The organism is Duganella sp. GW822-FHT06D06, assembly GCF_058799615.1.
The window spans coordinates 61962-85899 of the sequence record NZ_JBXALQ010000004.1 but is presented as its reverse complement, the minus strand read 5'-3'; the positions used below and the strand labels follow the sequence as shown (position 1 = coordinate 85899).

General features: G+C 62.5%; 27 protein-coding genes. 8 read left to right on the top strand and 19 right to left on the bottom strand.

Going from position 1 to position 23938, the window contains the following annotated elements; all coding sequences use genetic code 11:
• Positions 1 to 6: 6 nt before the first annotated feature.
• From AC1RMD_RS09155 to AC1RMD_RS09130, 6 genes are read right to left on the bottom strand one after another with little or no spacing between them, the layout of a single operon-like run.
• A complete protein-coding gene (locus tag AC1RMD_RS09155) occupies positions 7 to 909 on the bottom strand; it encodes a biotin-independent malonate decarboxylase subunit beta (protein WP_492925823.1) in 903 nt (300 codons plus the stop codon).
• Positions 906 to 1220: a malonate decarboxylase acyl carrier protein gene (gene mdcC, locus AC1RMD_RS09150; RefSeq protein WP_492925821.1), complete on the bottom strand. Its 315-nt coding sequence runs from the start codon at positions 1218 to 1220 to the stop codon at positions 906 to 908. The genes AC1RMD_RS09155 and mdcC overlap by 4 nt, the downstream gene beginning before the upstream one ends.
• A gap of 11 nt (positions 1221 to 1231) precedes the next feature.
• Positions 1232 to 2884 carry a malonate decarboxylase subunit alpha gene (gene mdcA / locus AC1RMD_RS09145; protein ID WP_492925819.1) on the bottom strand — a complete coding sequence of 551 codons (1653 nt, stop codon included), beginning with the start codon at positions 2882 to 2884 and terminating at the stop codon, positions 1232 to 1234.
• Positions 2885 to 4234, bottom strand: a complete 1350-nt coding sequence (locus AC1RMD_RS09140; RefSeq protein ID WP_492925817.1) for a TRAP transporter large permease — start codon at positions 4232 to 4234, stop codon at positions 2885 to 2887.
• Positions 4231 to 4788: a TRAP transporter small permease gene (locus tag AC1RMD_RS09135; protein WP_492925815.1), complete on the bottom strand. Its 558-nt coding sequence runs from the start codon at positions 4786 to 4788 to the stop codon at positions 4231 to 4233. The genes AC1RMD_RS09140 and AC1RMD_RS09135 overlap by 4 nt, the downstream gene beginning before the upstream one ends.
• Positions 4785 to 5801, bottom strand: a complete 1017-nt coding sequence (locus AC1RMD_RS09130) for a TRAP transporter substrate-binding protein (RefSeq protein WP_492925813.1) — start codon at positions 5799 to 5801, stop codon at positions 4785 to 4787. The genes AC1RMD_RS09135 and AC1RMD_RS09130 overlap by 4 nt, the downstream gene beginning before the upstream one ends.
• Before the next feature lie 132 nt (positions 5802 to 5933).
• Between AC1RMD_RS09130 and AC1RMD_RS09125 the strand changes: the two genes are divergently transcribed.
• A complete protein-coding gene (locus tag AC1RMD_RS09125) occupies positions 5934 to 6596 on the top strand; it encodes a GntR family transcriptional regulator (protein ID WP_492925811.1) in 663 nt (220 codons plus the stop codon).
• 2 nt (positions 6597 to 6598) lie between these two features.
• Here the strand turns inward: AC1RMD_RS09125 and AC1RMD_RS09120 are convergent, their stop codons facing one another.
• Genes AC1RMD_RS09120 through AC1RMD_RS09110 form a run of 3 tightly spaced genes read right to left on the bottom strand, consistent with a single transcriptional unit; the run spans position 6599 to position 9731 of the window.
• Positions 6599 to 7054, bottom strand: coding sequence for an RrF2 family transcriptional regulator (locus AC1RMD_RS09120; RefSeq protein WP_492925809.1), 456 nt, complete (start codon positions 7052 to 7054; stop codon positions 6599 to 6601).
• 54 nt (positions 7055 to 7108) lie between these two features.
• Complete coding sequence (gene pdxR, locus AC1RMD_RS09115) at positions 7109 to 8542, bottom strand: MocR-like pyridoxine biosynthesis transcription factor PdxR (protein WP_492925807.1); 1434 nt, start codon at positions 8540 to 8542, stop codon at positions 7109 to 7111.
• Between the two features lie 7 nt (positions 8543 to 8549).
• Positions 8550 to 9731, bottom strand: a complete 1182-nt coding sequence (locus AC1RMD_RS09110) for a multidrug effflux MFS transporter (protein ID WP_492925805.1) — start codon at positions 9729 to 9731, stop codon at positions 8550 to 8552.
• A 93-nt stretch (positions 9732 to 9824) separates the two neighbouring features.
• Here AC1RMD_RS09110 and epsC point away from each other — a divergent pair, with 93 nt between their 5' ends.
• The 3 genes from epsC to AC1RMD_RS09095 all read left to right on the top strand — a co-directional run bounded on the left by epsC (position 9825) and on the right by AC1RMD_RS09095 (position 12407).
• Positions 9825 to 10748, top strand: a complete 924-nt coding sequence (gene epsC, locus AC1RMD_RS09105) for a serine O-acetyltransferase EpsC (protein ID WP_492925803.1) — start codon at positions 9825 to 9827, stop codon at positions 10746 to 10748.
• A 36-nt stretch (positions 10749 to 10784) separates the two neighbouring features.
• Positions 10785 to 11627, top strand: a complete 843-nt coding sequence (gene yghU, locus AC1RMD_RS09100; RefSeq protein ID WP_492925801.1) for a glutathione-dependent disulfide-bond oxidoreductase — start codon at positions 10785 to 10787, stop codon at positions 11625 to 11627.
• Positions 11628 to 11753: 126 nt separating this feature from the next.
• Positions 11754 to 12407, top strand: coding sequence for a PEP-CTERM sorting domain-containing protein (locus tag AC1RMD_RS09095; RefSeq protein WP_492925799.1), 654 nt, complete (start codon positions 11754 to 11756; stop codon positions 12405 to 12407).
• A 13-nt stretch (positions 12408 to 12420) separates the two neighbouring features.
• Here the strand turns inward: AC1RMD_RS09095 and AC1RMD_RS09090 are convergent, their stop codons facing one another.
• The 4 genes from AC1RMD_RS09090 to AC1RMD_RS09075 all read right to left on the bottom strand — a co-directional run bounded on the left by AC1RMD_RS09090 (position 12421) and on the right by AC1RMD_RS09075 (position 15172).
• Complete coding sequence (locus tag AC1RMD_RS09090) at positions 12421 to 13266, bottom strand: MetQ/NlpA family ABC transporter substrate-binding protein (RefSeq protein ID WP_492925797.1); 846 nt, start codon at positions 13264 to 13266, stop codon at positions 12421 to 12423.
• A 15-nt stretch (positions 13267 to 13281) separates the two neighbouring features.
• Entirely contained in the window at positions 13282 to 13962 is a 681-nt protein-coding gene (locus AC1RMD_RS09085) for a methionine ABC transporter permease (protein ID WP_217940376.1), read from the bottom strand.
• Positions 13955 to 14770, bottom strand: coding sequence for a methionine ABC transporter ATP-binding protein (locus AC1RMD_RS09080; RefSeq protein WP_492925795.1), 816 nt, complete (start codon positions 14768 to 14770; stop codon positions 13955 to 13957). The genes AC1RMD_RS09085 and AC1RMD_RS09080 overlap by 8 nt, the downstream gene beginning before the upstream one ends.
• A 213-nt stretch (positions 14771 to 14983) precedes the next feature.
• On the bottom strand, positions 14984 to 15172 hold the full coding sequence (locus AC1RMD_RS09075) for a hypothetical protein (protein ID WP_492925793.1): 189 nt from the start codon (positions 15170 to 15172) through the stop codon (positions 14984 to 14986).
• Between the two features lie 90 nt (positions 15173 to 15262).
• Between AC1RMD_RS09075 and AC1RMD_RS09070 the strand changes: the two genes are divergently transcribed.
• Positions 15263 to 15829 (top strand): YceI family protein, encoded by a 567-nt coding sequence (locus tag AC1RMD_RS09070; RefSeq protein ID WP_492925791.1) that lies wholly within the window; start codon positions 15263 to 15265, stop codon positions 15827 to 15829.
• Positions 15830 to 15849: 20 nt separating this feature from the next.
• Here the strand turns inward: AC1RMD_RS09070 and AC1RMD_RS09065 are convergent, their stop codons facing one another.
• The 5 genes from AC1RMD_RS09065 to AC1RMD_RS09045 form a co-directional block, all read right to left on the bottom strand.
• Positions 15850 to 16437 carry a chromate transporter gene (locus tag AC1RMD_RS09065; protein WP_492925789.1) on the bottom strand — a complete coding sequence of 196 codons (588 nt, stop codon included), beginning with the start codon at positions 16435 to 16437 and terminating at the stop codon, positions 15850 to 15852.
• Complete coding sequence (locus tag AC1RMD_RS09060) at positions 16434 to 17012, bottom strand: chromate transporter (RefSeq protein WP_492925788.1); 579 nt, start codon at positions 17010 to 17012, stop codon at positions 16434 to 16436. Before AC1RMD_RS09060 ends, AC1RMD_RS09065 begins: the two co-directional genes overlap by 4 nt.
• 621 nt (positions 17013 to 17633) lie before the next feature.
• A complete protein-coding gene (locus tag AC1RMD_RS09055) occupies positions 17634 to 18533 on the bottom strand; it encodes a PAS domain S-box protein (protein WP_492925786.1) in 900 nt (299 codons plus the stop codon).
• A gap of 118 nt (positions 18534 to 18651) precedes the next feature.
• Positions 18652 to 18825 (bottom strand): hypothetical protein, encoded by a 174-nt coding sequence (locus AC1RMD_RS09050; RefSeq protein WP_492925784.1) that lies wholly within the window; start codon positions 18823 to 18825, stop codon positions 18652 to 18654.
• Between the two features lie 112 nt (positions 18826 to 18937).
• Complete coding sequence (locus AC1RMD_RS09045; protein WP_492925782.1) at positions 18938 to 19342, bottom strand: hypothetical protein; 405 nt, start codon at positions 19340 to 19342, stop codon at positions 18938 to 18940.
• A gap of 166 nt (positions 19343 to 19508) precedes the next feature.
• On the opposite strand from AC1RMD_RS09045, the gene AC1RMD_RS09040 reads away from it, so the two are divergent.
• Positions 19509 to 19910, top strand: coding sequence for a hypothetical protein (locus AC1RMD_RS09040; RefSeq protein ID WP_492925780.1), 402 nt, complete (start codon positions 19509 to 19511; stop codon positions 19908 to 19910).
• Positions 19907 to 20050: a hypothetical protein gene (locus tag AC1RMD_RS09035; RefSeq protein ID WP_492925778.1), complete on the top strand. Its 144-nt coding sequence runs from the start codon at positions 19907 to 19909 to the stop codon at positions 20048 to 20050. The genes AC1RMD_RS09040 and AC1RMD_RS09035 overlap by 4 nt, the downstream gene beginning before the upstream one ends.
• Here AC1RMD_RS09035 and AC1RMD_RS09030 read toward each other — a convergent pair.
• Positions 20040 to 20681, bottom strand: a complete 642-nt coding sequence (locus AC1RMD_RS09030; RefSeq protein ID WP_492925776.1) for a phosphohydrolase — start codon at positions 20679 to 20681, stop codon at positions 20040 to 20042. The genes AC1RMD_RS09035 and AC1RMD_RS09030 overlap by 11 nt on opposite strands.
• Positions 20682 to 20844: 163 nt before the next feature.
• Here AC1RMD_RS09030 and AC1RMD_RS09025 point away from each other — a divergent pair, with 163 nt between their 5' ends.
• A complete protein-coding gene (locus AC1RMD_RS09025; protein WP_492925774.1) occupies positions 20845 to 23928 on the top strand; it encodes an NAD(P)-binding protein in 3084 nt (1027 codons plus the stop codon).
• Positions 23929 to 23938: the final 10 nt, after the last annotated feature.

Genomic DNA, 23938 nt, shown 5'->3' with positions numbered 1-23938 from the left:
TCCACCTTAGGCTCCCATGCGGCGCTTGTCGGCGACCGTGATAAAACTCTCCACATCGAGCATCGGAACATTGGCCGCGTCGGGGATCTGCATCGCGCTCCAGATATCGACCGGATCGGTGAGGGCGCCGAAGCGGGTAATGCGGTCGTCCAGCATCTGCTGTTCGGCTTCCAGCGCTTCCAGCGTGAGCTCCACCGGCGTGCCGGTCAGCGCGGCCATCGCGTCGCGCGCGGCTGCGCGGAAGGCGGCGATGTCGTCGGCCACGATGCGCTGGCAATCGCCCATCAGGTAACGATGTTTGCCGCCTGCGGTGCGCCACACCAGTGCGCGGTCGCGCGAGTCGAATTCCTCGACACCGCTGGCGGTCTCGATCACTTCCGGGCCGGACATCGCCAGCCGGCCTTCCTCCGACATCACCACCACGTTGGCGCAGCGCGAGACGATGCCCATGCCGCCAAAGGCGCCGTTCGAACCACCCACCAGCACGATCACGGGGATGCCGGCGGCGCGCGTATCGAGCAGCGCGCGCATCACTTCGGACACCGCGATCAGGCCGGCGTTGGCTTCATGCAGGCGTACGCCGCCCGATTCCACCAGCAGCAGCACGGCCGCAACGTGGTCGCGCACCGCGCGCCGCAGCAGGCCGACCAGCTTGGCGCCATGCACCTCGCCGACCGCGCCGCCCATGAAGCCACCTTCCTGCGCCGCCGTGTAGACGGTGACGCCGTCCAGCGTCGCGCGGCCCACCGCGACGCCGTCGTCAAACGCCACCGGCGCGTTCAACTGGCCCAGATGGGGACTGACGATGCGCTCCGACGGCGGCAGGAACTCTGCAAAGCTGTCCGGGTCGAACAGCTGCTGCAATCGTTCGCGCGCGTTCGCTTCCTGGTAGCTGGATGCTCGGCTCATCGGGACACTCCCAGCATGGTCTGCACCGCCTGGTCCATGCGCAGGCTGACGACGGCGGGCGTGGCGCCCATGTCGTTGATCGAGATGCGGGTGTCGGCAAGCTTCCAGCGCTGGTGGAAATCGTGCATCACCGCCTGCCAGATCGGTCCGAAGCCGACGGCGGCGGTGGTGATCTCGATGGTGCAGGCGCCGGCCAGGTCGGCCGGTTCGATCAGCACTTCCAGGTTGCCGGAGCCGACCACGCCCACCACGTGCGGCGACGCTTTCAACCGCTGCGTGCCTTGTTCAAATCGGTAGTTCAGTGTTTCCATAGTCAGGCTCCTTACCAGTTGCGGAAACGCTTGGGCGGCTGGTACAAACCGCCCGATGCGCGCACCAGGTCTTTCATATTGCGGGCGGCCAGCAGGTCGCGCGTGGCCATGCGCTTGTCGACGCCGAGATCTTCCGCGCGTTGGATGATACCGCGATCGCGCAGGTTTTCCACCATCCGCTTGTCGCGCGCAAGGCCGACCGGCGTGTAGCCCGCCACGCCGCGTATGGCCTGCTCGCGTTCCTCGTCGGTGCGGCACATCAGCAGGTTGGCGATGCCTTCCTCGGTCAGGATGTGGCTGACGTCGTCGCCGTAGATCATCACCGGCGGGATCGCCATCTTGGCCTGTTCCATCAGCTCCCACGCGTCGAGCTTTTCGACGAAGGCCGGCTGCATATGTTCGCGGAAGGTCTCCACCATCTGCACCACCAGCTTCTGGCCGCGCGGAATGGTGTTGCGGCCTTCGCGCGCCTGCTGGCCGGCCTTCAGCCACGCCGGGCTGGCGTGGCGCCGTCCACGCGCGTCGGCGCCCATGTTGGAGGCGCCGCCGAAGCCGGAAATGCGGCCGGCGGTGGCGGTCGACGAATTGCCCTGCAAATCGATCTGCAGCGTCGAGCCGATGAACATGTCGCAGGCGTAGTGGCCGGCGGCCTGGCACATGGCGCGGTTGCTGCGCATGGTGCCGTCCGGGCCGATGGCGAAGACGTCCGGCCGCGCGTGGATGTAGTCCTCCATGCCCAGCTCCGAGCCGAAGGAATGCACCGACTGCACAAAGCCCGCTTCAATCGCCGGGATCAGCGCCGGATGCGGATTGAGCGCCCAGTGCTTGCCGATCTTGCCGCGCAGGCCCAGCGACTCGGCGTAGGTCGGCAGCAGCAGCTCGATGGCGGCGGTGTCGAAGCCGATGCCATGGTTCAGGCGCTGCACGCCGTATTCGGCGTAGATGCCCTTGATCGCCATCATCGCCATCAGCACCTGGATCTCGGAGATCTGCGCCGGATCGCGCGTAAACAGCGGCTCGATGTAGTAGGGGCGTGGCGACTGCACGACGAAATCGACCCAGTCGCCCGGAATGTCGACACGCGGCACGGTGTCGACGATGCGGTTGACCTGCACGATGACGATGCCCTGCTTGAACGCCGTCGCTTCGACGATGGCCGGCGTGTCCTCGGTGTTCGGGCCGGTGTACAGATTGCCGTGGCGGTCCGCCGCCTCCGCCGCGATCAGGCAGACGCGCGGCGGCAGGTCGATGAAGTAGCGGCTGAACAGCTCCAGATAGGTGTGGATCGCGCCGATATTCAGTTTGCCGGCGGAAGCCAGCCGCGCCACGCGCGCCGCCTGCGGGCCGGAGAATGAGAAGTCCAGCTTCGAGGCGACGCCGCGATCGAACACGTCCAGATGCTCCGGCAGCGCCAGCACCGACTGCAGCATGTGCAGGTTGTTGATGCGCTCCGGGTTCAGGTTGGCCAGCGCGTGGCCGAGGAAGTCGGCCTGCTTCTGGTTGTTCCCTTCGAGGCAGACGCGGTCGCCGCATTCCAGCACCGTGTGCAGCAGGTCGGCGATGCGGGCGGATGGCAGGGTTTTGCCGTCCAGTTCATTGCCCAATGCGCTGCGCGCCCGCTGCAAGCGCGCATCGCGGTTGTCCCGAAGGGTGTTCCAGTTCATTTACTTTGCTCCCATGATCATGTCTGGCAGTCCGGTCGCGATGGACGGAATGAGGCACAATAACACCACCGCCACGAACATCAGGATCAGGAAGGGGAACACGCCCCACACCACATCCTTGAGCGGGATGTCGGGCGCGATATTCTTGATGACGAAGATGTTCAAGCCCACCGGCGGGTGGATCAGGCCCATCTCCATCACCACCGTCATGACGATGCCGAACCAGATCAGGTCAAAGCCGGCGGCCTTCAGCGGCGGCAGGATGATGGGCGCGGTCATCAGGATAATCGAAACCGGCGGCAGGAAGAAGCCGAACACGATCACCATCAGCAGGATCACCGACAGCAGCAGCCACTTCGACAGGTGCAGGCTGACCACCCACGCGGCGGCGGACTGGCTGATGTGCAGGTAGCTCATCACATACGAGTAGAACAGCGACATGCCGATGATCAGCAACAGCATCGTCGATTCCTTGATCGATGAGCTGAGGATGGGCGACAGATCCTTGGGCCGCCACACGCCGTAGATCACGGCCAGCAGCACCAGCGCCAGCAGCGCGCCCAGGCCCGCCGTTTCGGACGGGGTGGCGAAGCCGCCGTACAGCGCGATCATCACGCCGATCAGCAGGATGATGAAGGGCAGCACGCGCGGCAGCATTTCCACCTTCTGCGCCAGCGTGAAGTGTTCGTCTTCCAGGTAGGCCGACTTGGCGCCGCCCTGTTCGTAGATGACCAGCGCGGCCTTGTATTCCTTGTGCGCGCGGTAGACCGCGTAGCCGGCAAACAGCAGCACCAGCAGCACCCCGGGGCCGATGCCGGCCAGGAACAGACGGCCCAGCGACTGCTCGGCGGCGACCGCGTACAGGATCATGGTGATCGACGGCGGCAGCAAAATGCCCAGCGTGCCGCCGGCGGCGATGATGCCGGCCGCGAAACCAGGCGAGTAGCCGCGGCGGCGCATCTCCGGAATGCCGGCCGAGCCGATGGCCGAGCAGGTGGCGGGCGACGAACCGGCCATCGCCGCGAACAGCGCGCAGGCGAACACGTTGGCGATACCCAGGCCGCCCGGTATCTTGTGCATCCAGGTGTGGATCGCGGAGTATAAGTCCTTGCCGGCAGGGGATTTGCCGATGGCCGCACCCTTCAGGATGAACAGGGGGATGGACAGCAGCGTGATCGACGCCATTTCCTCGTACACGTTCTGGGTGATCGTGTCGAGCGAGGAGGGTGGCATGCAGAAGTACATGAAGCCGGTGGCCACTACGCCCAAAGCGAAGGCGATCGGCATCCCGGAGAACATCACCACCAGGGTAACGGCGCCGTACAGGGCGCCTAGAGTCAGGTCGCTCATGCCGCGCGCTCCGTTTTGTTGGTCATACGTGCCAGCGTTTGCAGCACGATTTGCAGCGTGAGGATGCTCATCCCGGCGGCCATCATGGCGTAGGGTATCCACAGCGGCGGCGCGAAGGTGGAGGAGGTGGTCTGGCCGTCGACCCAGGCTTCGTGGAACAGCGTCCACGATTTCCACGAGAAGAAGGCGCAGAACAGCGCCGACACCAGGTCCACCATGAACAGCCGCGCCGCATTCACGCGCGGCGGCAGCAGCGATGCCAGCGCCTCGATGCCGATATGGCCGCGCTGCGATTGCACGAAAGCGGTGCAGAAGAAGGTCACTCCGACCAGCATGAATACCGACGCTTCATCTTGCCAGTCGGTGGGCGCATGGAAGAAGTAGCGCGACACCACCGAGTAGGTCAGCACGAACGCCGTCAGCACCAGCGCCACCATGGACACCATCATCAGCGCGTGATTGAGCCTGCCCACCAGTGCCATCGCCATCGCGACGATGGCGTTGTCCGGCGGCGCCGCGGCGCGCGGCGGCTCCAGCTCTATGCCGTGGCTCATAGCGTTTTCTCGGCCAGTTTCAGCAGCTTGGCGCAGCTTTCATTGCGTTCGCCGTAGTCCTTCCACGCGGTGGCGCGGGCGATGGTTTGCCATTTTTTCAGCGCGGCTGGATTCAGGTCGACCACCTTGGCCTTGGCCTTGGCGTAGACGTTGGCCACTTCCGAGTCGTCGGCCTTGGCGGAGTTCAGCGCAAAGGTCTCCATCTCGGCGCCGACGGCCATGATGGTGGCTTGCTGTTCTTTCGTCAGACGGTCGAAGATGGCCTTGGACATCATCAGCGGCTCGAACATGAACCAGTAGGCGCCAGCGCGGCCGGTGGTCAGCGCCTTCGATACTTCTTCCAGGCGGAACGAGATCAGCGAGGTGGAGGAGGTCAGCGCCGCTTCCATCGCGCCGGTCTGCATGGCGGCGTAGATTTCGTTGGACGGCAGCGACACCACGGCGGCGCCGGCGGCCTTGAGGATCAGGTCCATCTCGCGCGAGCCGCCGCGTATCTTCATGCCTTTGACGTCGTCCGGGTCGATCACCGGCTTGGTGCGCGAGGCCACGCCCCCGGCCTGCCAGATCCAGCTAATCAGCACGATGCCTTTGTCGTTCAGGATGCGGCTCAACTCCTTGCCTACTTCAGCGTTCTTCCAGCCGTAGGCCTGCTCGTAGGAGGTCACCAGGCCGGGCATCAGGCCGATGTTCACTTCCGGGACTTCGCCGCCCGCATACGACAGCGGCACCAGCGACATATCCAGCGCGCCCTTGCGCATGGCCGAGAACTGGGCGTTGGTCTTCATCAGCGAGGAACCCGGATAGATCTCGAATTTGAGGCTGCCCTTGCTGCGTTTCTCCACCTCGGCCGCGAACATGCGGGTCAGCCGGTCGCGGAAATCGCCCTCGGTCACCGTCCCGCCGGGGAATTGGTGCGAAATCTTGAGGGTGGTGTTCTGCGCCCATGCCGGTTGCAGTAACAACGGGCTGGCGGCCAGGGCGGCCAGTACGGACCTGCGGGTGATTGCGCTCATAATTCCTCCAAGGTGGGTCAAATATGCAACGTTCTTTTTTGTGTATACAAGAATATCTTGTTGGAATACATTGTCAAGCTAAATTTACTGCCTATAATGAAGCTTGTTATACACAAGGCTGAAAAGAACACCATGACCACCCATTCCGCCACGCTGCGCGAACAAATAGAAGAGATGATCGCCGTCGGCGAGCTCAAACCGGGCCAGCACCTCGACGAGACCGAGCTGGCCACGCGCTTCGGCGTATCGCGCACGCCGGTGCGGGAAACGCTGATACAGCTGGCCTCCATGGGACTGGTGGTGATACGCCCAAGGCGCGGCGCCATCGTCGCGGAATTGGGGCCGCAGCAGCTGGTGGAGATGTTCGAGGTGATGTCGGAACTGGAGGCGACCTGCGGCCGCCTGGCGGCGCGGCGCATGACGCCCGAAGAGCAGCAGGCCTTGTTGGCGGCGCACCAGGCCTGCCAGGATGCGCGCGACGCGCACGAGCCGGATGTCTATTACTACAAGAACGAGTTATTCCATGAGGCGATCTACGCCGGCAGCCATAACCAGTTCCTGATCGAGCAGACGCGCAATCTGTACCGGCGCCTGCGGCCGTACCGCCGCTTGCAGTTGCGTGTGCGCGACCGCCTGGCCACGTCCTATCACGAGCATGACGGCGTGGTGCAGGCCATCGTCAATGGCGACGGCGACCTGGCGGCGCGCCTGTTGCGCGAGCACGTGATGATACAGGGGCAGCGGTTTTCGGATCTGATGGCGTCGCTGCCGCGGTTGCGGCAGGACGCGGCCTAGCGCTACTTGGTAGCGGCGCCGCGCACGATGCGCACCGGCTTGGCCGCGTCGGGCGCGGCCTGCGGCAGCATGTCTTGCAGCGTTTGTCGATCCAGCACGGCCAGGAAGGCCTTGGTGGCGTCGTTCAGCGTGTGCTTCAGCGCGCAGTTGGGCGTCAGCGGGCAGGTGTCGGTTTCACGGTCGAAGCATTCGGCCATGAAGAAGTCGGTCTCCGTCGCCCGCACCAGCGCGCCGATGTTGATGTCCTTGGGTTCCTTCGCCAGCCGCAGGCCGCCGTTGCGGCCCCGTACCGTCTCCACCAATCCCGACTGCCCCAGCTGATAAACCACCTTCATCAGGTGGTTCTTGGAGATCGAGTGCATGTCGGCGATGTCCTGGATCGTGACCAGCCGGTCCCGGTGGGCGCTAAGGTACAGCAAGGTCCGCAGGGAGTAGTCGGTGAAGGAGGTGAGGCGCATGGCTGGCTCGGGTTCGTGACAATGCAATCCACTATTCTACATGCTGATTAAGCTTTACTCCATTTGCACGAGAATGTCGCGCAGGCGCAGCAGCGCGATCTCGATATCGAGCGTTTCGATGCCGCCGTAGCCGAGGAACAGGCCGGCCTTGGGTGGCGTCGAAGCGTAGAAGTTCGACAGGGGATAGAGGCCGACGTCGGCGCGCCGCGCCAGCCGCAGCAGCAGGTCCAGGTCGAGCGGCTTTTTGCACAGTGCCGCCAGGTGGAAGCCGGCGCTGGCCGGCACCAGCTCGAACCATGGCGACAGCGCATCGGCAAACAGCGTTTGCAGGCGTTCGCGCCGCGTCGCGTAGATGGCGCCGCAGCGGCGGATGTGGCGCGACAGGTAGCCGTCGGCGATGAACTTGGACAGCGCGTGCTGGCTGGCGGTGGCGGTATGCCAATCGTTGAGGTGCTTGACGGTGAGGGCAGCGTTCAGGATCGCCTCCGGCAACACCGCATAACCCAGCCGCAGTTCCGGCAGCATCACCTTGGAGAAGCTGCCGACGAAGGCCACCACGCCGTGCCGGTCCATGCTTTGCAGCGAATCGGTGGGGCGGCCGTCGTAGCGGAACTCGCTGTCGTAGTCGTCTTCGATGATGATGGCGCCGATCTCCAGCGCGCGCGCCAGCAGCGCCTCGCGGCGGGCCACGCTCATCTGCATACCCAGCGGGAACTGGTGGGCCGGCGTGGTGTAGATCAGCCGCGTGCCTTGCGGGATCTGGTCGACCAGCATGCCTTCACCGTCGACGCCGATGCCGACCACCCGCGCGCCCTGGCTGGCGAACAGCATGCGCGCGGCCGGATAGCCCGGTTCCTCGACGGCGACCACGCAGCCCGGCTCCAGCAGCAAGCGGCCCAGCAGGTCCAGCGCCTGCTGGGCGCCGTTGGTGACGACCACGTTGTTGGGAGTGCAGACCACGCCGCGCGCAAAGGCGGCATGGTGGGCGATGGCGGCGCGCAGTTCGGCGATGCCTTCCGCCTGGTGGTACATGCCGCTGCCCTTGACGTCCTGGCGCAGGCCGTGCAGCATGCAGCGCCGCCATTCGTCGCTCGGGAACAGCGAAGGCGTGACGCAGCCTCCGACGAACTCATAGCGCGAGCGGCCTTCCGGGAAGGGCACGCGCAGCGGCGTGTGCATGGCGTCCCACTTGGCGACGATGGCGGCGCTGGCCAGGTTGATGGCGAGCTGCCGGCGCGGTTTGGCTCTGGTCGGCGCGTTGACGAAGCTGCCCTTGCCGACCTGGCCCAGCACCAGCCGCTCTTGCGTCAAGCGGGTGTAGACGTCGGAGACGGTCTTGCGGGACAGGCCGATCTGCTCGGCAAGCAGGCGGGAAGGCGGCAGTTGCTGGCCGTCGGCCAGCCGTCCGCTGCGGATCGAGTCGCTCAACTGGCGGTACAGCTGCCCGCCCAGGTCCTTCCTGCCTTCGATGACGATGTGGAGTTCCATGGCTGGATTAGTGCGTGACAGGCTTTCCGGTCTGCGCCAGAACCCAGGCGATTACGCTGACGACCAGGCTGGCGAGCACGCCCCAGGCCAGTTTCAGCGCGCTGTCGAACAGCAGCGGCGCCACCAGGCCGGACACCAGCGCAAACAGCAGCATCTGGATAAACGACTGCATCGACGACGCCAGGCCGCTGTTGTTCGGGAAGTACTCCAGCGCGATCAGCGACAGCGGCGTCATGGCCAGCGCCAGGCCGAAGGAGTAGATGAACAGCGGCGCCACGGCGTAGGGCACGGCCGCGACAAAGGCGCTGTTGTAGGCGACGTTGATGATGCCGGCGGCGATCATGATGGCAAGGCCTATCCACACTTGCGCGTTGCGCGAGAATTTGTTGGCGAATTTACCCGACAGCGCGGAGCCGACCACCATGCCACTGATCAGCGGCACGAACATCCAGGCGAACGCCGTTTCCGGCAGGTGCAGGATGTTCATCACGAAGTAGGCGGCCGAGCCGATATACAGTGCAACGCCCGCAAAGCTCATGCCGACCGCGATCGACAGCAGCAGGAACTGGTGGTGGCACAGCACCTTCCAGTAGTTCCCTGCGATGACGCCGAGATGGAAGGGATGGCGGTCCTTGACGGGCAGGCTCTCCGGCAGCGCGCGCTGCACGGCGATGAACATCAGGACGCCGAAACCGCTGAGGAACCAGAAGATCGAACGCCAGCCGAAGCTCACCTGCAGCCAGCCGCCCAGCACCGGCGCGATGGCGGGCGCCAGGCCGAACACCATCATGATATGCGCCAGGATCTTCTGCGCGGCGGCGCCGGAGAAGCGGTCCTGCACGATGGCGCGGCCGACCACCGAGCCGGCGCCGGCCGCCAGGCCCTGCACGATGCGGCAAGCCAGCAGCACGCCGATGGACGGCGCCATCGCACCGACGACGGAGGCGGCGATGTAAGCCACCAGCGACACCAGGATCACCGGACGGCGGCCGAAGGAATCGGACAGCGTGCCGTAGAACAGCATCATGAAGGCAAAGCAGAACAGGAACATGCTCAACGTCTGCTGGATCAGCATCGGACTGGCGTCGAAGGTCTGGGCGATCGCCGGGAACGACGGCAGATAGGTGTCGATGGCCAGCGGCCCGACCATGGAAAGGCCGGCCAGCAGCAGTGTCAGCAAAATATTCATTAAAGGCGTATTGTTCAGTGGACCGAGCATTTTACGCGATATGCAGTCATCGCATATCCGAAGGCGAAATGCGTTTTTATAATTCGAGACATTATGACTATCGATATTTTTGATGGAACCGGCGTCAAGCCGTCGCACTGGAACCTGGACCACGTGATCGAGCAGTTGCGCGTGTCGCGCGAGGCCACGCACAACATCCGCCATCACGGCAAGGTGCGCGAGCTGCCGTCGCGCGAGGCGCTGACGATCATCGTCAACGGCCTGTCGGCGGTGCTGTTCCCGACGCACTACGGCCGGCCCAACCTGACCGACGAGAGCATCGACTACTTCGTCGGCGACACCCTCAACACCACCTTGAACCGCCTGACGGAGCAGGTCCGGCGCGGCTTGCAGTTCTCGCTGGAGGACGCCATGGCCGATGAGGAAGCGCTGACCCGCCAGGCCCACGCCATCACGCGCGAATTCGCGGCCGGGCTGCCGGGCATACGCGGGTTGATGGTGTCCGACGTGCAGGCGGCGTTCTCCGGCGATCCGGCTGCGACCTCGGTGGCCGAGATCATGCTGTGTTATCCGGGCACCATCGCCATCCTGTACTACCGGCTGGCGCACAGCCTGCACCGGTTGGGCGCGCCGTTCCTGGCGCGGCTGATTTCGGACATCGGCCATTCGCTGACCGGGATCGACATCCATCCCGGCGCGCAGATCGGCGGCAGTTTCTTCATCGACCACGGCACCGGCGTGGTGATTGGCGAAACGGCGATCCTCGGCCAGCGCGTGCGGCTGTACCAGCACGTGACGTTGGGTGCCAAGCGTTTCCCGGCGGACGAAAAAGGCACCTTGATCAAGGGCGTGCCACGCCATCCGGTGGTGGAGGACGACGTGGTGATCTATGCCGGCGCGACCATCCTGGGCCGCATCACCATCGGCGCCGGCTCCACCATCGGCGGTAACGTATGGCTGACGCAAAGCGTGCCGGCGGGGAGCAATGTGTCGCAGGCGCAGATGCGCAACGATTAGGGTATGCTTTTGCCTTGAATTTGGATGGAGTGTTGAATGACTGATCAATCGAAGTACGTACCGCCGAAAGTCTGGGTAGCTGATGCGCCATCCGGCGGCACCTTTGCGAGCATTAACCGCCCGGTTGCTGGCCCCACGCATGACAAGGAACTGCCGGTCGGGCAGCATCCCTTGCAGCTGTATTCATTGGGCACGCCGAACGGTGTGAAGGTGACGATTTTGCTGGAAGAGCTGCTGGCGCTTGGACATTCCGGCGCAGAGTATGACGCCTGGCTCATACGCATCAACGACGGCGAGCAGTTCTCCAGCGGCTTTGTCGACATTAATCCCAACTCGAAGATACCCGCGCTGGTGGACCGCAGCGGCGCGCAGCCATTGCGCGTGTTCGAATCCGGCTCGATCCTGGTGTATCTGGCGGAGAAATTCGGCGCCTTCCTGCCGAAGGACCTGGCGGCGCGCACCGAGACGCTGAACTGGCTGTTCTGGCAGATGGGCTCCGCGCCGTTCCTGGGCGGAGGCTTCGGCCATTTCTATGCGTATGCGCCGGAAAAGCTGGAGTACCCGATCAACCGCTATGCGATGGAAGTCAAACGCCAGCTCGACGTGCTGGATCGCCAACTGGCCGACCACCGCTACGTCGCCGGCGACGACTACACCATCGCCGACATGGCGATCTGGCCGTGGTACGGTGTTCTGGTACTTGGAAAGATTTACGGCGCCGGCGAATTCCTGTCGGTGCACGAGTATAAAAACGTCCGCCGCTGGGCCGACGAGATCTCCGCTCGACCTGCAGCTATCCGTGGCCGCAAGGTTAATCGCACGTTCGGCGAGCCGGAAGAGCAGGTGCACGAACGGCACGCCGCCTCCGATTTGGATTGATCGCAATGAGGGGCACCAGAGGCGCCCCTCATTTGGATAACTGGATTTGCAAAAAAATCAAAATCCCTACCGATTTTATTATTTTTGCAATATAGTGGCATTTCCATAACTTAAATGGGAGTCACTATGCGCCGCATCGTACTTGTTCTGATCAGCCTTTTAATTGCAACGTCGGCACATGCCGAAGTCATCAAGTTTGAATACACGGGGATTATTAATAACCTCCGCGAGAATACGATGGCGGGTAGTCATGCGATTGTGTCGAGCAGTGAAATTCCAGGAGGAGTACGAGTCGGCGATGATTTCCATGGCTGGTTCACTATCGACACCAATATGCCGCAAACCTCTGGGGCAAGCGGCTGGGCGTTCTATCAATCGACAGCGCCGGCGTTGAACCTCGCCTCGCTCACCTTCGATAAAACCGGTACAACTACTGATCCGACATTCAATTGGGCGTCTGCCCTGATCGATCATTCGTCTGCGGACGATGTCTACATTGGCCAAACTTCGTTAAATCAAAGTCTGCAATTCAGGTTTTGGGACCCGTACAGGGCGAACTTGTCAGGCACGTCCATACCAACTCACTTCAATTTGAACGACTGGTATTTGGCCGAGGCGAATCTGGGATGGCAGACTCAAAATGGCAATATTCAGATGAATGGCATGCTCACATCCTTGGCCCGAGTTTCCGCCGTGCCGGAACCTGAATCCTACGCCATGTTCCTGGCCAGCCTCGCACTGGTGTCAGGCGTCGCCGCTCGCAGGAAGCGGCTGGCCTGATTGGAGTCCCTGATTACTTGCCCGGCTTGGCCGCGCCGCCAGCTTCCAGCGCCAGCTGGTCTTCGGTCTTCGAGTAGTCGGGGAAGTATTTGTTGGTCACGGCCAGGAACTCGCGCGAACGGTAGGCCGCCGCGAGATCCTTGGCGAACTGCTTGTCCTTGTCGGCGCTGCGGATCGCCACCAGGTTGATGTAGTTCGACGAGATCTTCTCGGTCAGCAGCGCCTCCTTCAACTTCATGCCCGACGCCAGCGCGTAGTTACCGTTGACGAAGGAGTAGTCGGTGTCCTGCAGGGAGCGCGGCAGCTGCGCGGCGTCCAGTGCGATCAACTTGATTTTCTTGACGTTGACGGCGATATCCTTCTCCGACGCCTTCACCGGATCGAACTTCTCGCGCAGCTTGATCCAACCCAGTTGATCCAGCAGCACCAGCGCGCGCGCCTGGTTGGTCGGGTCGTTAGGCATGGCGACGGTACCGCCTTCCTTCACCTCGGCCAACGTCTTGTGCTTCTTGCTGTAGATGGCTATCGGCGCGGTCGGGATCTTCACCAGGTCCGCCAGCGGCAGCTTGTTCTTGGCCGCGAATTCATTCAGGTAGACGATGTGCTGGAACACGTTGGCGTCCAGCGAGCCTTCAGCCAGCGCGAAGTTCGGCTGGATGTAGTCGTTGAACTCCACCAGCTTGATCTTGTAGCCCTGCTTTTCCAGGATAGGCTTGATGCCCAGCTTGATCTGGTCCGCGTACGGGCCGGCGCTGGTGCCGATCACGATTTCCTTCGTGTCCTTGGCGTAGCTAGGCGCGGCGATGCCGAGGGCGATGGTCAGTGCTGCGAGCAGCAGGTTGCGGCGAGGTGTGTTCATATTGGTACCCTTAAATTAGCGTTTGTCGAGGCGTTTGGCGATGCGGTTGCCGGTGAACTGGATCAGCTGCACCATGGCGATCAGGATGGCGACGGTGGCGACCATGATGTCGGTCTCGAAGCGGTAGTAGCCGTAGCGGATGGCGAGGTCGCCGATGCCGCCGCCGCCCACCACGCCGGCCACGGCGGAGTAAGACAGGAAGCTGATCGACAGCACGGTCAGCGCCAGCACCAGGCCGGATCGGGCCTCCACCAGCAGCACGCGCAGTACGATCTGCATTTCCGAGGCGCCCATCGCGTGGGCCGCTTCGATCACGCCGCGCGGCACTTCACGCAGGTTCTGTTCGACCATGCGGGCGAAGTAAGGTATGGCGGCGAAGGACAGCGGCACGGCGGCGGCCAGCGGCCCGATCGAGGTGCCGGCGATGATGCGCGTGAACGGCACCAGCGCCACCAGCAAAATGATGAACGGGAACGAGCGCACCGTGTTCACGAACCAGCCCAGTATCAGGGAAGCGGGGCGGTTTTGCAGCGATTGTCCGTCGGCCACCAGGAACAGCAGGATACCCAGTGGGCCGCCGATCAGCACTGCGGCGGTCAGGCCGATGCCGAGCATGGTCAGCGTTTGACCAAGGGCGGTCCACATCTCCGGCAGCATGGCGATGATGGCGTCGAGCGAGGCAAGGTATTCAGACATAGGCTGCCTCCGTGTTGGCGTTGTTGATGTTGGCGAGCGCGCTGGCGGCGCCGTGCTGCGCCAGTTCCCGGCCCAGTGCGGTCTTGCGCGGCTCGGCCACGCTTGCGGCGTCGTCCAGCGCGAATTGTTCGGCGATCGCGCCGTCTTCGATCACGGCCACGCGGTTGCAGATCTCGCCCAGCACCGACAGCTCATGGCTGACGATCACGATGGTCACGTTCAGGCGGCGGTTGATGTCGCGCAGCGTGGCGAGCAGCGCCCGCGTGGTCTCTGCGTCCAGCGCGGAGGTGGGTTCGTCGCACAGCAGCACGGCCGGACCGCTGGCCAGTGCGCGGGCGATGGCGACGCGCTGTTTCTGGCCGCCCGACAGCTGCGCCGGATAGCTGGCCGTCTTGCCGCTCAATTCCACCAGTTCCAGGCAATCGTTGACGCGGGCGGTGATCTGCGCCGGCGTCATGCCGCCGTGGATGCGCAGCGGGAAGGCGACGTTGTCGAACACCGTGGCGTTCTGCAGCAGGTTGAATTGCTGGAAAATCATGCCGATATTGCGGCGCGCGTCGCGCAGGTCGCGCTTGGACAGCGCGGTCAATTCGCGGCCGTCGACGAATACGCGGCCGCTGTCGGGCTGCTCCAGCAGGTTAAACAGGCGCAGCAAGGTCGATTTGCCGGCGCCGCTTTTGCCGATCAGGCCGAAGATATCGCCTTGGTTCACTTCCAGGGTCACGTCGCGTACTGCGTGGAACGCGCCGCCGTCTGGCAGCGCAAAGGTTTTACTCGCATGATCGATGCGAATCAGTGGTGTAGTCATCAGGAATAGGGGTTGGTGCCGGTTGTAAGGTTCCGGTGCGCGAAGTATCGCATCAGCTGCTCATGCGGCAAACGAAGTTTTTCCCCTTTCTATATTCCAAAAAATTATAAGGAAGAAAATGCATATCAAAACGTAAAACTATTCGTATTGATTTGATGGCTGCGGAATTATGGAGAAGCACTTCCGTATCCACGCCTGCGCGGTGGCAGGGCGTCAGTAAATCCTTCGGCGCGCGGTAGCGTGGCGTTCGCAGCGCTGGAGCAGCGCCTGCCGAGCCGCATCCTGCAGCATCCAGCGGCGGTCGCCGTCGCCGCCTGACAGGCTTGATTCGCGTTTATGATCGATTTTATCGATAGTAAGGCGGTAAATTTTTCGTTTTACAACACCAAGTGTGGCGAGCATAATCGGTTCACTCGAAGGACATGCACCGGGTGGCTAGTAGCGGCCGGGTCGAGTCTTTATCTATTGTTCCCACATTCTGGAGTCTTACTGATGAAAAAAATCTTCGCCCTGCTGGTTGCCGCTGGTATCTCGATGTCCGCCTTCGCCGCGCCGGAAAGCTTCAGCTCCGACGCGAATCACACCTTTGCCCGTTTCGAATACAGCCACTTCGGCTACTCGCTCCAGCAAAGCCGCTTCAACAGCACGACCGCCAAGATCGTGCTGGACCGCGCCGCCAAGACCGGTTCGGTTGAAGCCGTGATCGATACCAAATCGGTGGACACCGGCTCCAAGCTGTTCGACAGCCACATCCAGGGCGAAGACTTCCTGGACACCGCCAAGTTCCCGACCATCACCTACAAGTCAACCAAGTTCAACTTCAAGGGCGACGTACCGTCGACCATCGAAGGCAACCTGACCATCAAAGGCGTCACCAAGCCGGTAACGCTGACCGTGACCCACTTCCAGTGCATGGATCACCCGATGATGAAGAAGCTCGCTTGCGGCGCCAACGCCACCGCCACCATCAAGCGCACCGAATTCAACGCCGGCAAATACGCGCCTAACGTCGGCGACGACGTGACCCTGACGTTCGCGGTCGAATCGATCAAGGACTAATTGCAGCAAGCCTGGCGGCGTCACACCAGCTGGAACCATCCCAGCACGGCGCCGCCGGCCAACATCCACAGCAAGTGGATGCGGGTACGCCAGATCACCAGGCCGGCCGCCACCGACAGGGTCCACAAGGGCCAGTCGGTGGTCCAGTTGTGATGCGCGCTGCCGAGTATGATCCCCACCGATACCATCAACCCGACCACCACCGGCGCCATGCCTTGCTTGAAGGCGCGCACGCCCAGCAGTTCGCGGTTCTTGTGCGCCCAGCGCGCCGCCAGATAAGTCAACGTGGTGCTTGGCAGCATAATGCCTGTCATCGTCACCAGCACGCCGGCCATCGCCGCCGTGTAGCTGCCCGCGTTCAGGCCCACGTTCCAACCCATCAGCGCCACGAACAGCACGTTCGGGCCCGGCGCGGCCTGGGCGATGGCGATCGAATCGTTGAACTGCGATTGCGTCAGCCAGTGATGTTCCTCGACCAGGAAACGATGCATCTCGGACGTGGTGGAGATCGCGCCGCCGATCGACATCAGCGACAGCAGCATGTAATGGGCGAACAGGTTGACCCAGTCGCCCAGGCTCAGCACCAGGTGCAGCGGGGCGTCGTTCATGGTTGATGGCCCTTCATCTTGCGGTAGGTGAGCGTGACGCCGATGCTGCCCAGGATCAGCAGGGTGTAGGCCAGCGGCAGGTGCAGCAGCACCACGAACACCACACACAGCAGGGCGATGAGCGAGGTCAGCCACATCGGCAGCGGATGCTTGCCGAGCGCGGAGGCCAGCTTGAGGCCGGTGGCGGCGATCATGCCGGCCGACACCGCCGCCATGCCGCGCAGCGCGCCGGCCACGCCGGGGTGGTGCGCGTAGTGGGAGTGCAGCACGGCCAGCACCAGCACCACCAGCAGCGGCACGGTGAGCATGCCGGCCAGCGCGACCAGTCCGCCGCGCAAGCCGAAGTAGCGGTTGCCGATCATCAGCGCCAGGTTGACCACGTTGGGGCCGGGCATGATCTGGGCGACCGCCCATTCCTCGATGAACTCTTCCTGGGTCAGCCAGCGCTTGCGTTCGACCAGCTCACGCTGCACGACGGCCAGTACGCCGCCAAAACCCTGGAGCGCCAAAATGGTGAAAGAGACGAATAGATCAAGTAGCGAGGCGGGGCGGAGGCGTGGCGGATCGGTAGGCATGCACCATTATCGCGCCGGTATTGCCGCATGTCTATGAACGCAGGAGCATGACGTGTTTTAAATCGGAATTGATAGGAAGCTGACATTGACTTTGGTCTAGCGTCGCCCATACTCCTTTAGCGTGCCGCAGATCAAAGTCTATCCCTTCAATTCTTGTTAAGGCTCATGATGAACGTTTCGCTATTACAGCAGCGCAGTGACGAGCAATGCAGTGCCGCAGTAGATCGTGGCATACAGGTGCAGTCCAGCTTTAACACCGTCTGCGCGATCGAATACATGAAATCCCATAACGTTGATCCGCAAGTGATCGAACGGGTGCTATTGCACCCTGAACAGCGTCGAAAATCTCCTCATTGAGACGACCGCTAATGGCGCTGCCGCGTTTACTTATGCACAAACCATGTTGACAAGAATTATTTTCAAAATATTTTCTTGTCACAATACGTGGCGCGCTAAGTACTTGATTTGTAAGGGGTTTGATTTTGCCTTTTGAATGGGCAGTTTATTGAAAACCGCATAGGTAAAGCCTCCCTGCGGTGTCAATGGGGTGATATCCACATAGATATCCACAGCCTCTGTGGATATCCTGAAAAGAGCTATAACAATCCGCGACTTACGGCGTTACAGCGGCCGTTTGAGTGCTTGCAGGACGCTGGCGACGACGATGTAGCGCGGCGGGATGTCGGCGGTGGCCGTCACGGTGGCGCGCAGCCGCACTTCCTGGCCGTCGCGGCGCCAGGCGCTGACCACGTCGGTCCAGGCTTCGCCTTCCTTCAGCGCTTGCAGGGCGTCCTTCAATTGATCCGGCGGATAGGGGGCGGCGTGCAACAGGCGCGGATCGGCGCCTTGCAGTTCCTCGCGGCTGTACTGGAACACCGCGCAGAATTTATCGTTGACCGCGACGATCTTGCCGCGCGCATCCAGCGTCATCATGGCCGCGTGCTGGTCTACCGCGGCCAGCACCGTCCTGGCCTGGTCCAGTTCCTGTTGCAGCGCCTGTATCTGCCGGTGCGCCTGCTCCAGTCCGGAATAGGCGCGCAGCGACGAGATCACCGTGGTGAACAGCTTGCGTGTGGTGAGGTCGGTCTTGCACCAGAAATCGTTGATGTCGTAGTCGAGGATGATGCTGTGCTCCAGCGCCTGTCCCGGTTGGCCGGTGCGCAGCACGATGCGCACCAGCTTGTTGTTCAGGGTGTCGCGGATATGGCGTGCCACGTTCAGGCCGGCGTCGCTGGTCTCCATGATAACGTCCAGCAGCACCAGCGCGATGTCGGGCGTGGTGCGCAGCGTCGTCAGGGCTTCCTCGCCGCTGTAGGCGTGCAGGAAGCTCAGCCGCCGTCCCTGGAAGCAGACATTGCTCAGTGAGAATTTGGTGACCACGTGGACATCCACATCGTCGTCCACGATCAGCACCCGCCACGGGGGCGGCACCGGCGCGGCGCCGGGCTTGCCTGGCTGCGGCTGGCTGGCCGGCGGCGCGTCGTCCTCTATCATCCAATCGGTGTCGTCGTTCTGGTTCATGCATGAATCCCGCGATAAGTCGAAGAAGGGAATTGCGGACCTTCAGAGTGACACTATTCCTTGCCAGCACTTTTGTCAAAGGATTCCCCGGCATGCGTGCATCCGCGTGTCTCCCGGCCTACTTATGCACAAAAAAATATTTTTCAAGCGGACCGGAAAACGTTTGAAGGCTGAATTTTACATGATGTAAGTCATTGATTTTATTGGGTAATAAATCTGCCTGTGGATTAGGCATTTTGTTGAATCCCGCGCCGTTAAAGGCGTTCTCGGCTGTCAAGAGGTGGTTATTCACAACCTTATCCACAGTTGGTGTGGATATCTGGGAAAAGGGCTTTAAATACGGCGGCTTAGCGGCTTTTCCTCAGGAATTGCATGCGCGGCGGTCAAGGCCTGCCTGGATACGCTTAGCCGGTGATTCCGGCAAGCAGCTTGCGCACGGCGCCGTGCGCCATGACGATCTCGGTGCCGTCGTGCAGCAGCGCGTTGTATTTGGCGCGGAACTCGGCGTCGCCGTTCTCGGACGGACCGATCAGCGCCTCGATCGCCTTGCGGTAGGCGCCGGCTTCGGCGACGGTGACCGGTTCCGGCTCATCGAGCCGTTCGTCCATTTGCGCCATCAGGCCGGACAGCTTTTGCAGCCAGGCGAAGTGCGGATGATTCGTCACCAACTGCAACAGCTCCAACGGGCTGCCGACCGTGCCAAAATACTGCGTCTCCACATGGATCAGCTGCTTGTGCAAGTCGCGCAAGGCGCGCGCCAGCGCCGTCAGCTTGGCGTTGTTGGTCAGTTCGTTTTCGGGTGTTGCCATGAGTTGCTCCAGAGTTTAACTTGAAGCGCCAGTGTACCCACCGGTTGCGCGATTGGCTATGCGCTAAAAGTCCAGTTCCGCGGTTCGGCGGCGCGATTGCGTTGCGCCAGATCGTCCCTGTCGCGGCTGATTAAAATGGTTAGACGAACCGCTGGGAGGTCTGCAAATGAAATTCTCTAGCAGCAAATGGTTGGCGTACACATTTTTGGTCGGCCTGATCCCATTATTAGCCAGGCTGTTGGTTTGGGCGTCGACAGCCCATGATGCAGTGAATGTGGCTTCTGCCGCAGACTTCATTGTGTTGGGCTTGGTACTACACATCTCGATTATTAATGAGACGGAGCATCTTCCCGCCAGAGAGAAGGATTGGAAGACGATTCAAAATGGGATGGCAGTTGTGTTTATCTCGATTTACAGTGCGCTCTATGCTGTGAATGTCGTGGGCGAGAAAAACAGCCAGCTGATTGATGCAAATAGGATGTTATGGGTTAGCGTTGGTGTCGCAGCTACTTCGACCGCGATCAGTTTTATAATTATCCATCGTCTCTCAAAAAGGAGTAGAAGATGAAACCGTTAGATTGGGTGTTGTATCTGCTGCTCGGAATAGCGCTGACGGTTGGCGTTAGCTTCTCCATCTGGTCAGTGCTGGACACCCGGAAAAAATATCCACCCAAGCCCAAAGACGAGAAAACCCAGCTTAAGCACTGAGGGCTTTTAGCCGATCAAGCTCCGCCAGGAAGCGCTCGCTGGCGACGGCCGGCGGCCACGGCTCCCACGCGGTGCCGCCGTAGATGGCTTGCAGCGGATCGGCGTTCAACGGCGGCACGGTGATCTTCAGCGTGTGCAACACTTCCTTCGCCGACCATCCCACCACATGCACCGCTTCGCTGGCCGCAGCCAGCCGGTCGGCCATCTTGTGGGCGGCGTGTTCCTTCGGCGTCCAGTGCTGCAAGCCGTAGCGCAGGAACACCGCGCGTTCCAGCCGCACCGTCAGTGCCTTGAAGCCTTCGCCCAGAAACGGCTTCAACGGCGAGACGCAATCGAATCCCAGCAAGCCTTCCTCCGCATCGTGCAGCAGTTCGCGCAGCGCGGCCAGCGGCGGCAATGTCAGCCCGACCGCCGTGCTGGCGGCCGCGCGCAAATGCATCACCGTCAGCGAGTGCTGCGCCACCGACAGCGGCAGCGGCCACGCCGAATGCCCACCCCAGCGATAGGTGCGCGCCAAGCCCAGCGCCAGGTCGCTGTCATCCCAGTCGAACGGCGTGGGGTCGAGCAGGTCCAGCCGGCGCTCCGACGGCATGCGGACCCAGGCGCGGGTTTCATGTTGATCGCGACCCATGCGGTCTTCCTTATCTGTGGCTCAGGCTACATCCTACACCCACGGCAGCAAATTTATTTTCGGCAATGAACAGTGATTTTGCAATACACTGGAACGCTGTTCAACCCTCAACGAATGAGCCATGGCGACCAGACCTTCATATATCTACCAAGGCGGTTCGGTGATGATGCACTCACCGCTGCAATTGAAAAACTCCGAGATGTACGGCTTCTTCGTCAAGGGCGACCTGGCCAAGCTCCAGGCCACGCTGGACGACACGCTGAACCAGGTGGCCGGCCAGCGCATGCGCTTCAAGGCGATTTCGCCGTATGTGCTGCTGACGTTCACGCGCGTCAACCACGCCGATTCGGCCGCCCCGGTCGACCATGCCAAGGGCTGGATCACCGAGATCGACATCGTCACCTGGATCATGGTCGGCGCCATGGACGACGAGGGCGAGCTGTCCCACATTTACTACTACCCAGCACACATCTTCGTCGACGACGCGATGGCGCTGATTAACGGCCGCGAACTGTTCGGCTATCCCAAGTATTTATGCGAGTACGAGATCCCGGCGGCCGGCGCCGAACCGCTGCGCTGCTCGGTCGCGGCCAAGGGCTTCCAGCCGTTTGCGCCGGAAACCAAGATCGCCATGCACCCGCTGCTGGAAGTGAACGCGACCCGCAAGACCGGCATCGAAAAGCCCATCGCCAGCGTGCTCGATCTGATCGAGCAGGCGATAGAGCTGTTCCTGTCCATCCCCGACTTCTTCAACCTCGATGTGGCGGGCTGGGACGACATCATCTCGCTGCTGCGCAATCCGCGCATCGACCAGATCTTCCTCAAGCAGTTCCCGGACAGCGCCGGCCTGAAAGCCGTGTACCAGGCCATCCTGGCGGCGCCGGCCACCATCGACAAGATCCACGGCGGCAAACTGCTGGGCTACGAATACGAGTGCGTGCTGCACGCCTTCGACAGCTTCCCGCTCCACGAGACACTGGGCCTGCAACTGGGCGCGCAGACCGCCATCCTGCCGTACAACCTGAACTTCGACTTCACCGCGCAGCCGGGCGAGGAGCTGATCGACAATTCCTCGATCGCGCCGAAGAAGATCGCCATCCTCGGCGGCGGCGTCGGCTCGATGACGGCGGCCTACTACCTGAGCGACCTGCCGGGCTGGCAGAACAACTACGACATCACCGTCTACCAGCAAGGCTGGCGCCTGGGCGGCAAGGGCGCCAGCGGACGCAATGCGCAGTACGGCCAGCGCATCGAAGAACACGGCCTGCACATCTGGTTCGGCTTCTACTCCAACGCCTTCAAGATGATCAAGGCCGCCTACACCAGCCTCGATCGGCCGGCCGGCGCGCCGCTGGCGACCTGGCGCGACGCCTTCAAGCAGCACGATTACGTGGCGCTGTCGGAGCAGGTCGGCGACCAGTGGCACAACTGGTCCATCGTGTTCCCGACGTTGCCGGGCGAACCGGGCGAGGGCAGTCAGCAGATCACGCTGTGGCAGCTGGCGGTGGCGATGATGGGCTGGATCGAAAAATGGATAAAGAGCCTGGACAACCTGACCCAGGAGCTGGAACTGCCGCCGCATGAACACCACACCGGCATGCTGCCGGACTGGCTGTTCCACTTGGCCGAAGGCGTGACGTCGTCGGCGCACGAACTGCTGGAAGACATGTCGATGCTGGGCAGCGCCTTGTACGGCATGGCGGTCAATCTGTCGGCCGACGCCGCGCAGCACACGGCGGGCGAACATCGGGCGCTGGCCGGCGCGCTGGAGGGCGTGCGCCAGCGGCTGCACTCGCGCTACCGCAAGCTGATCGAGCGCGCCGACGGCGACGCCAGCGACGACGTGCGCCGCCTGTTCATTTGCCTGGACCTGGGCGTGACGGTGATGAAGGGCGTGTTTGCGGACGGCGTGTTACGCAACGGCTTCGACGTCATCAACGACGTCGACTTCCGCCAGTGGCTGCGCAAGCACGGCGGCGACGAAGAGCTGTGCGTGGATTCGGCGCCGGTGCGCGGTTTCTACGACCTGGTGTTCGCCTTCGAAGGCGGCGATTTCGGCAAGCCGAATATCGAAGCGGGCACGCTGCTGCGGGCGATGGCGCGCATCGGCCTCGCCTACAAGGGCGGCATCATGTTCAAGATGCAGGCGGGCATGGGCGACACGGTGTTCACACCGCTGTACCAGGCCTTGCTGGCGCGCGGCGTCAAGTTTAAGTTCTTCCACAAGGTCGAGGAGTTGGTGCCGGACGGCCGCCAGATCGGCAGCATCCGCATGACGCAACAGGTCGCGCTGAATGGCGCGGCCTACGATCCGCTGGTGGATGTGAAGGACCTGGCCTGCTGGCCGAGCACCCCGAACTACGGCCAGATCGACCCGGCGCAGGCGGCGCTGCTGCAGGCGCATAACGTCAACCTGGAATCCTACTGGAGCGACTGGCCCAAGCTGTATCGCCAGCACTTCGACAAGGAGCTGCCTGTGTTGACGCTCAAGCGCGGCGTCGATTTCGACCAGGTGGTGTTCGGCATCTCGGTCGGTTCGCTCAAGCCTTTGTGCCCGCAGCTGCTGGCGCAAAGCCCGGCGTTGAACACCACCTACGAACAGGTGCAGACGGTGGCAACGCAGGCCTACCAGGTCTGGCTGGACAAGGACTTGAAGCAGATGGGCTGGGACTATCAGCCCGACGGCCAGCAGCCGGTGCTGAGCGGATTCAGCGAACCTTACGACACCTGGGCGCCGATGGACCAGTTGCTATGCCGCGAGGCGTGGCCGGCGCCGCTGGATCCGCGCAACGTGTCCTACTTCTGCTGCGCGCTGCCGGTGACGAGCTACCCGCCGGTGAGCGACAGCGGCTTCCCGGCGCGCATGACGGCGCTGGCGAAGGAGGGCGCGGTCGAGCAGTTGAGCAAGAGGATCGCCTCGCTGTGGTCGGCGGCCGGGCCGGCCGGCGCCTTCCCGTGGCAATGGCTGGTGGACGGCAGCGAAGCGACCGGCGTGGCGCGCTTCGACAGCCAGTACTGGCGCGCCAACGTCGATCCCTCCGAGCGCTACGTGATGTCGGTGGTGAACAGCACCAAGTACCGCTTGCAGACCGACCAATCCGGCTTCTCCAACCTGTACCTGACGGGCGACTGGATCAAGACCGGCTTGAACGCCGGCTGCGTGGAAGCGGCGGTGATGGCCGGCATGCAGACCTCGCGCGCGATGAGTGGCCACCCGGCCGTGATCGAAGGCGAGACCGACTTCTGAGTCGGCAGCC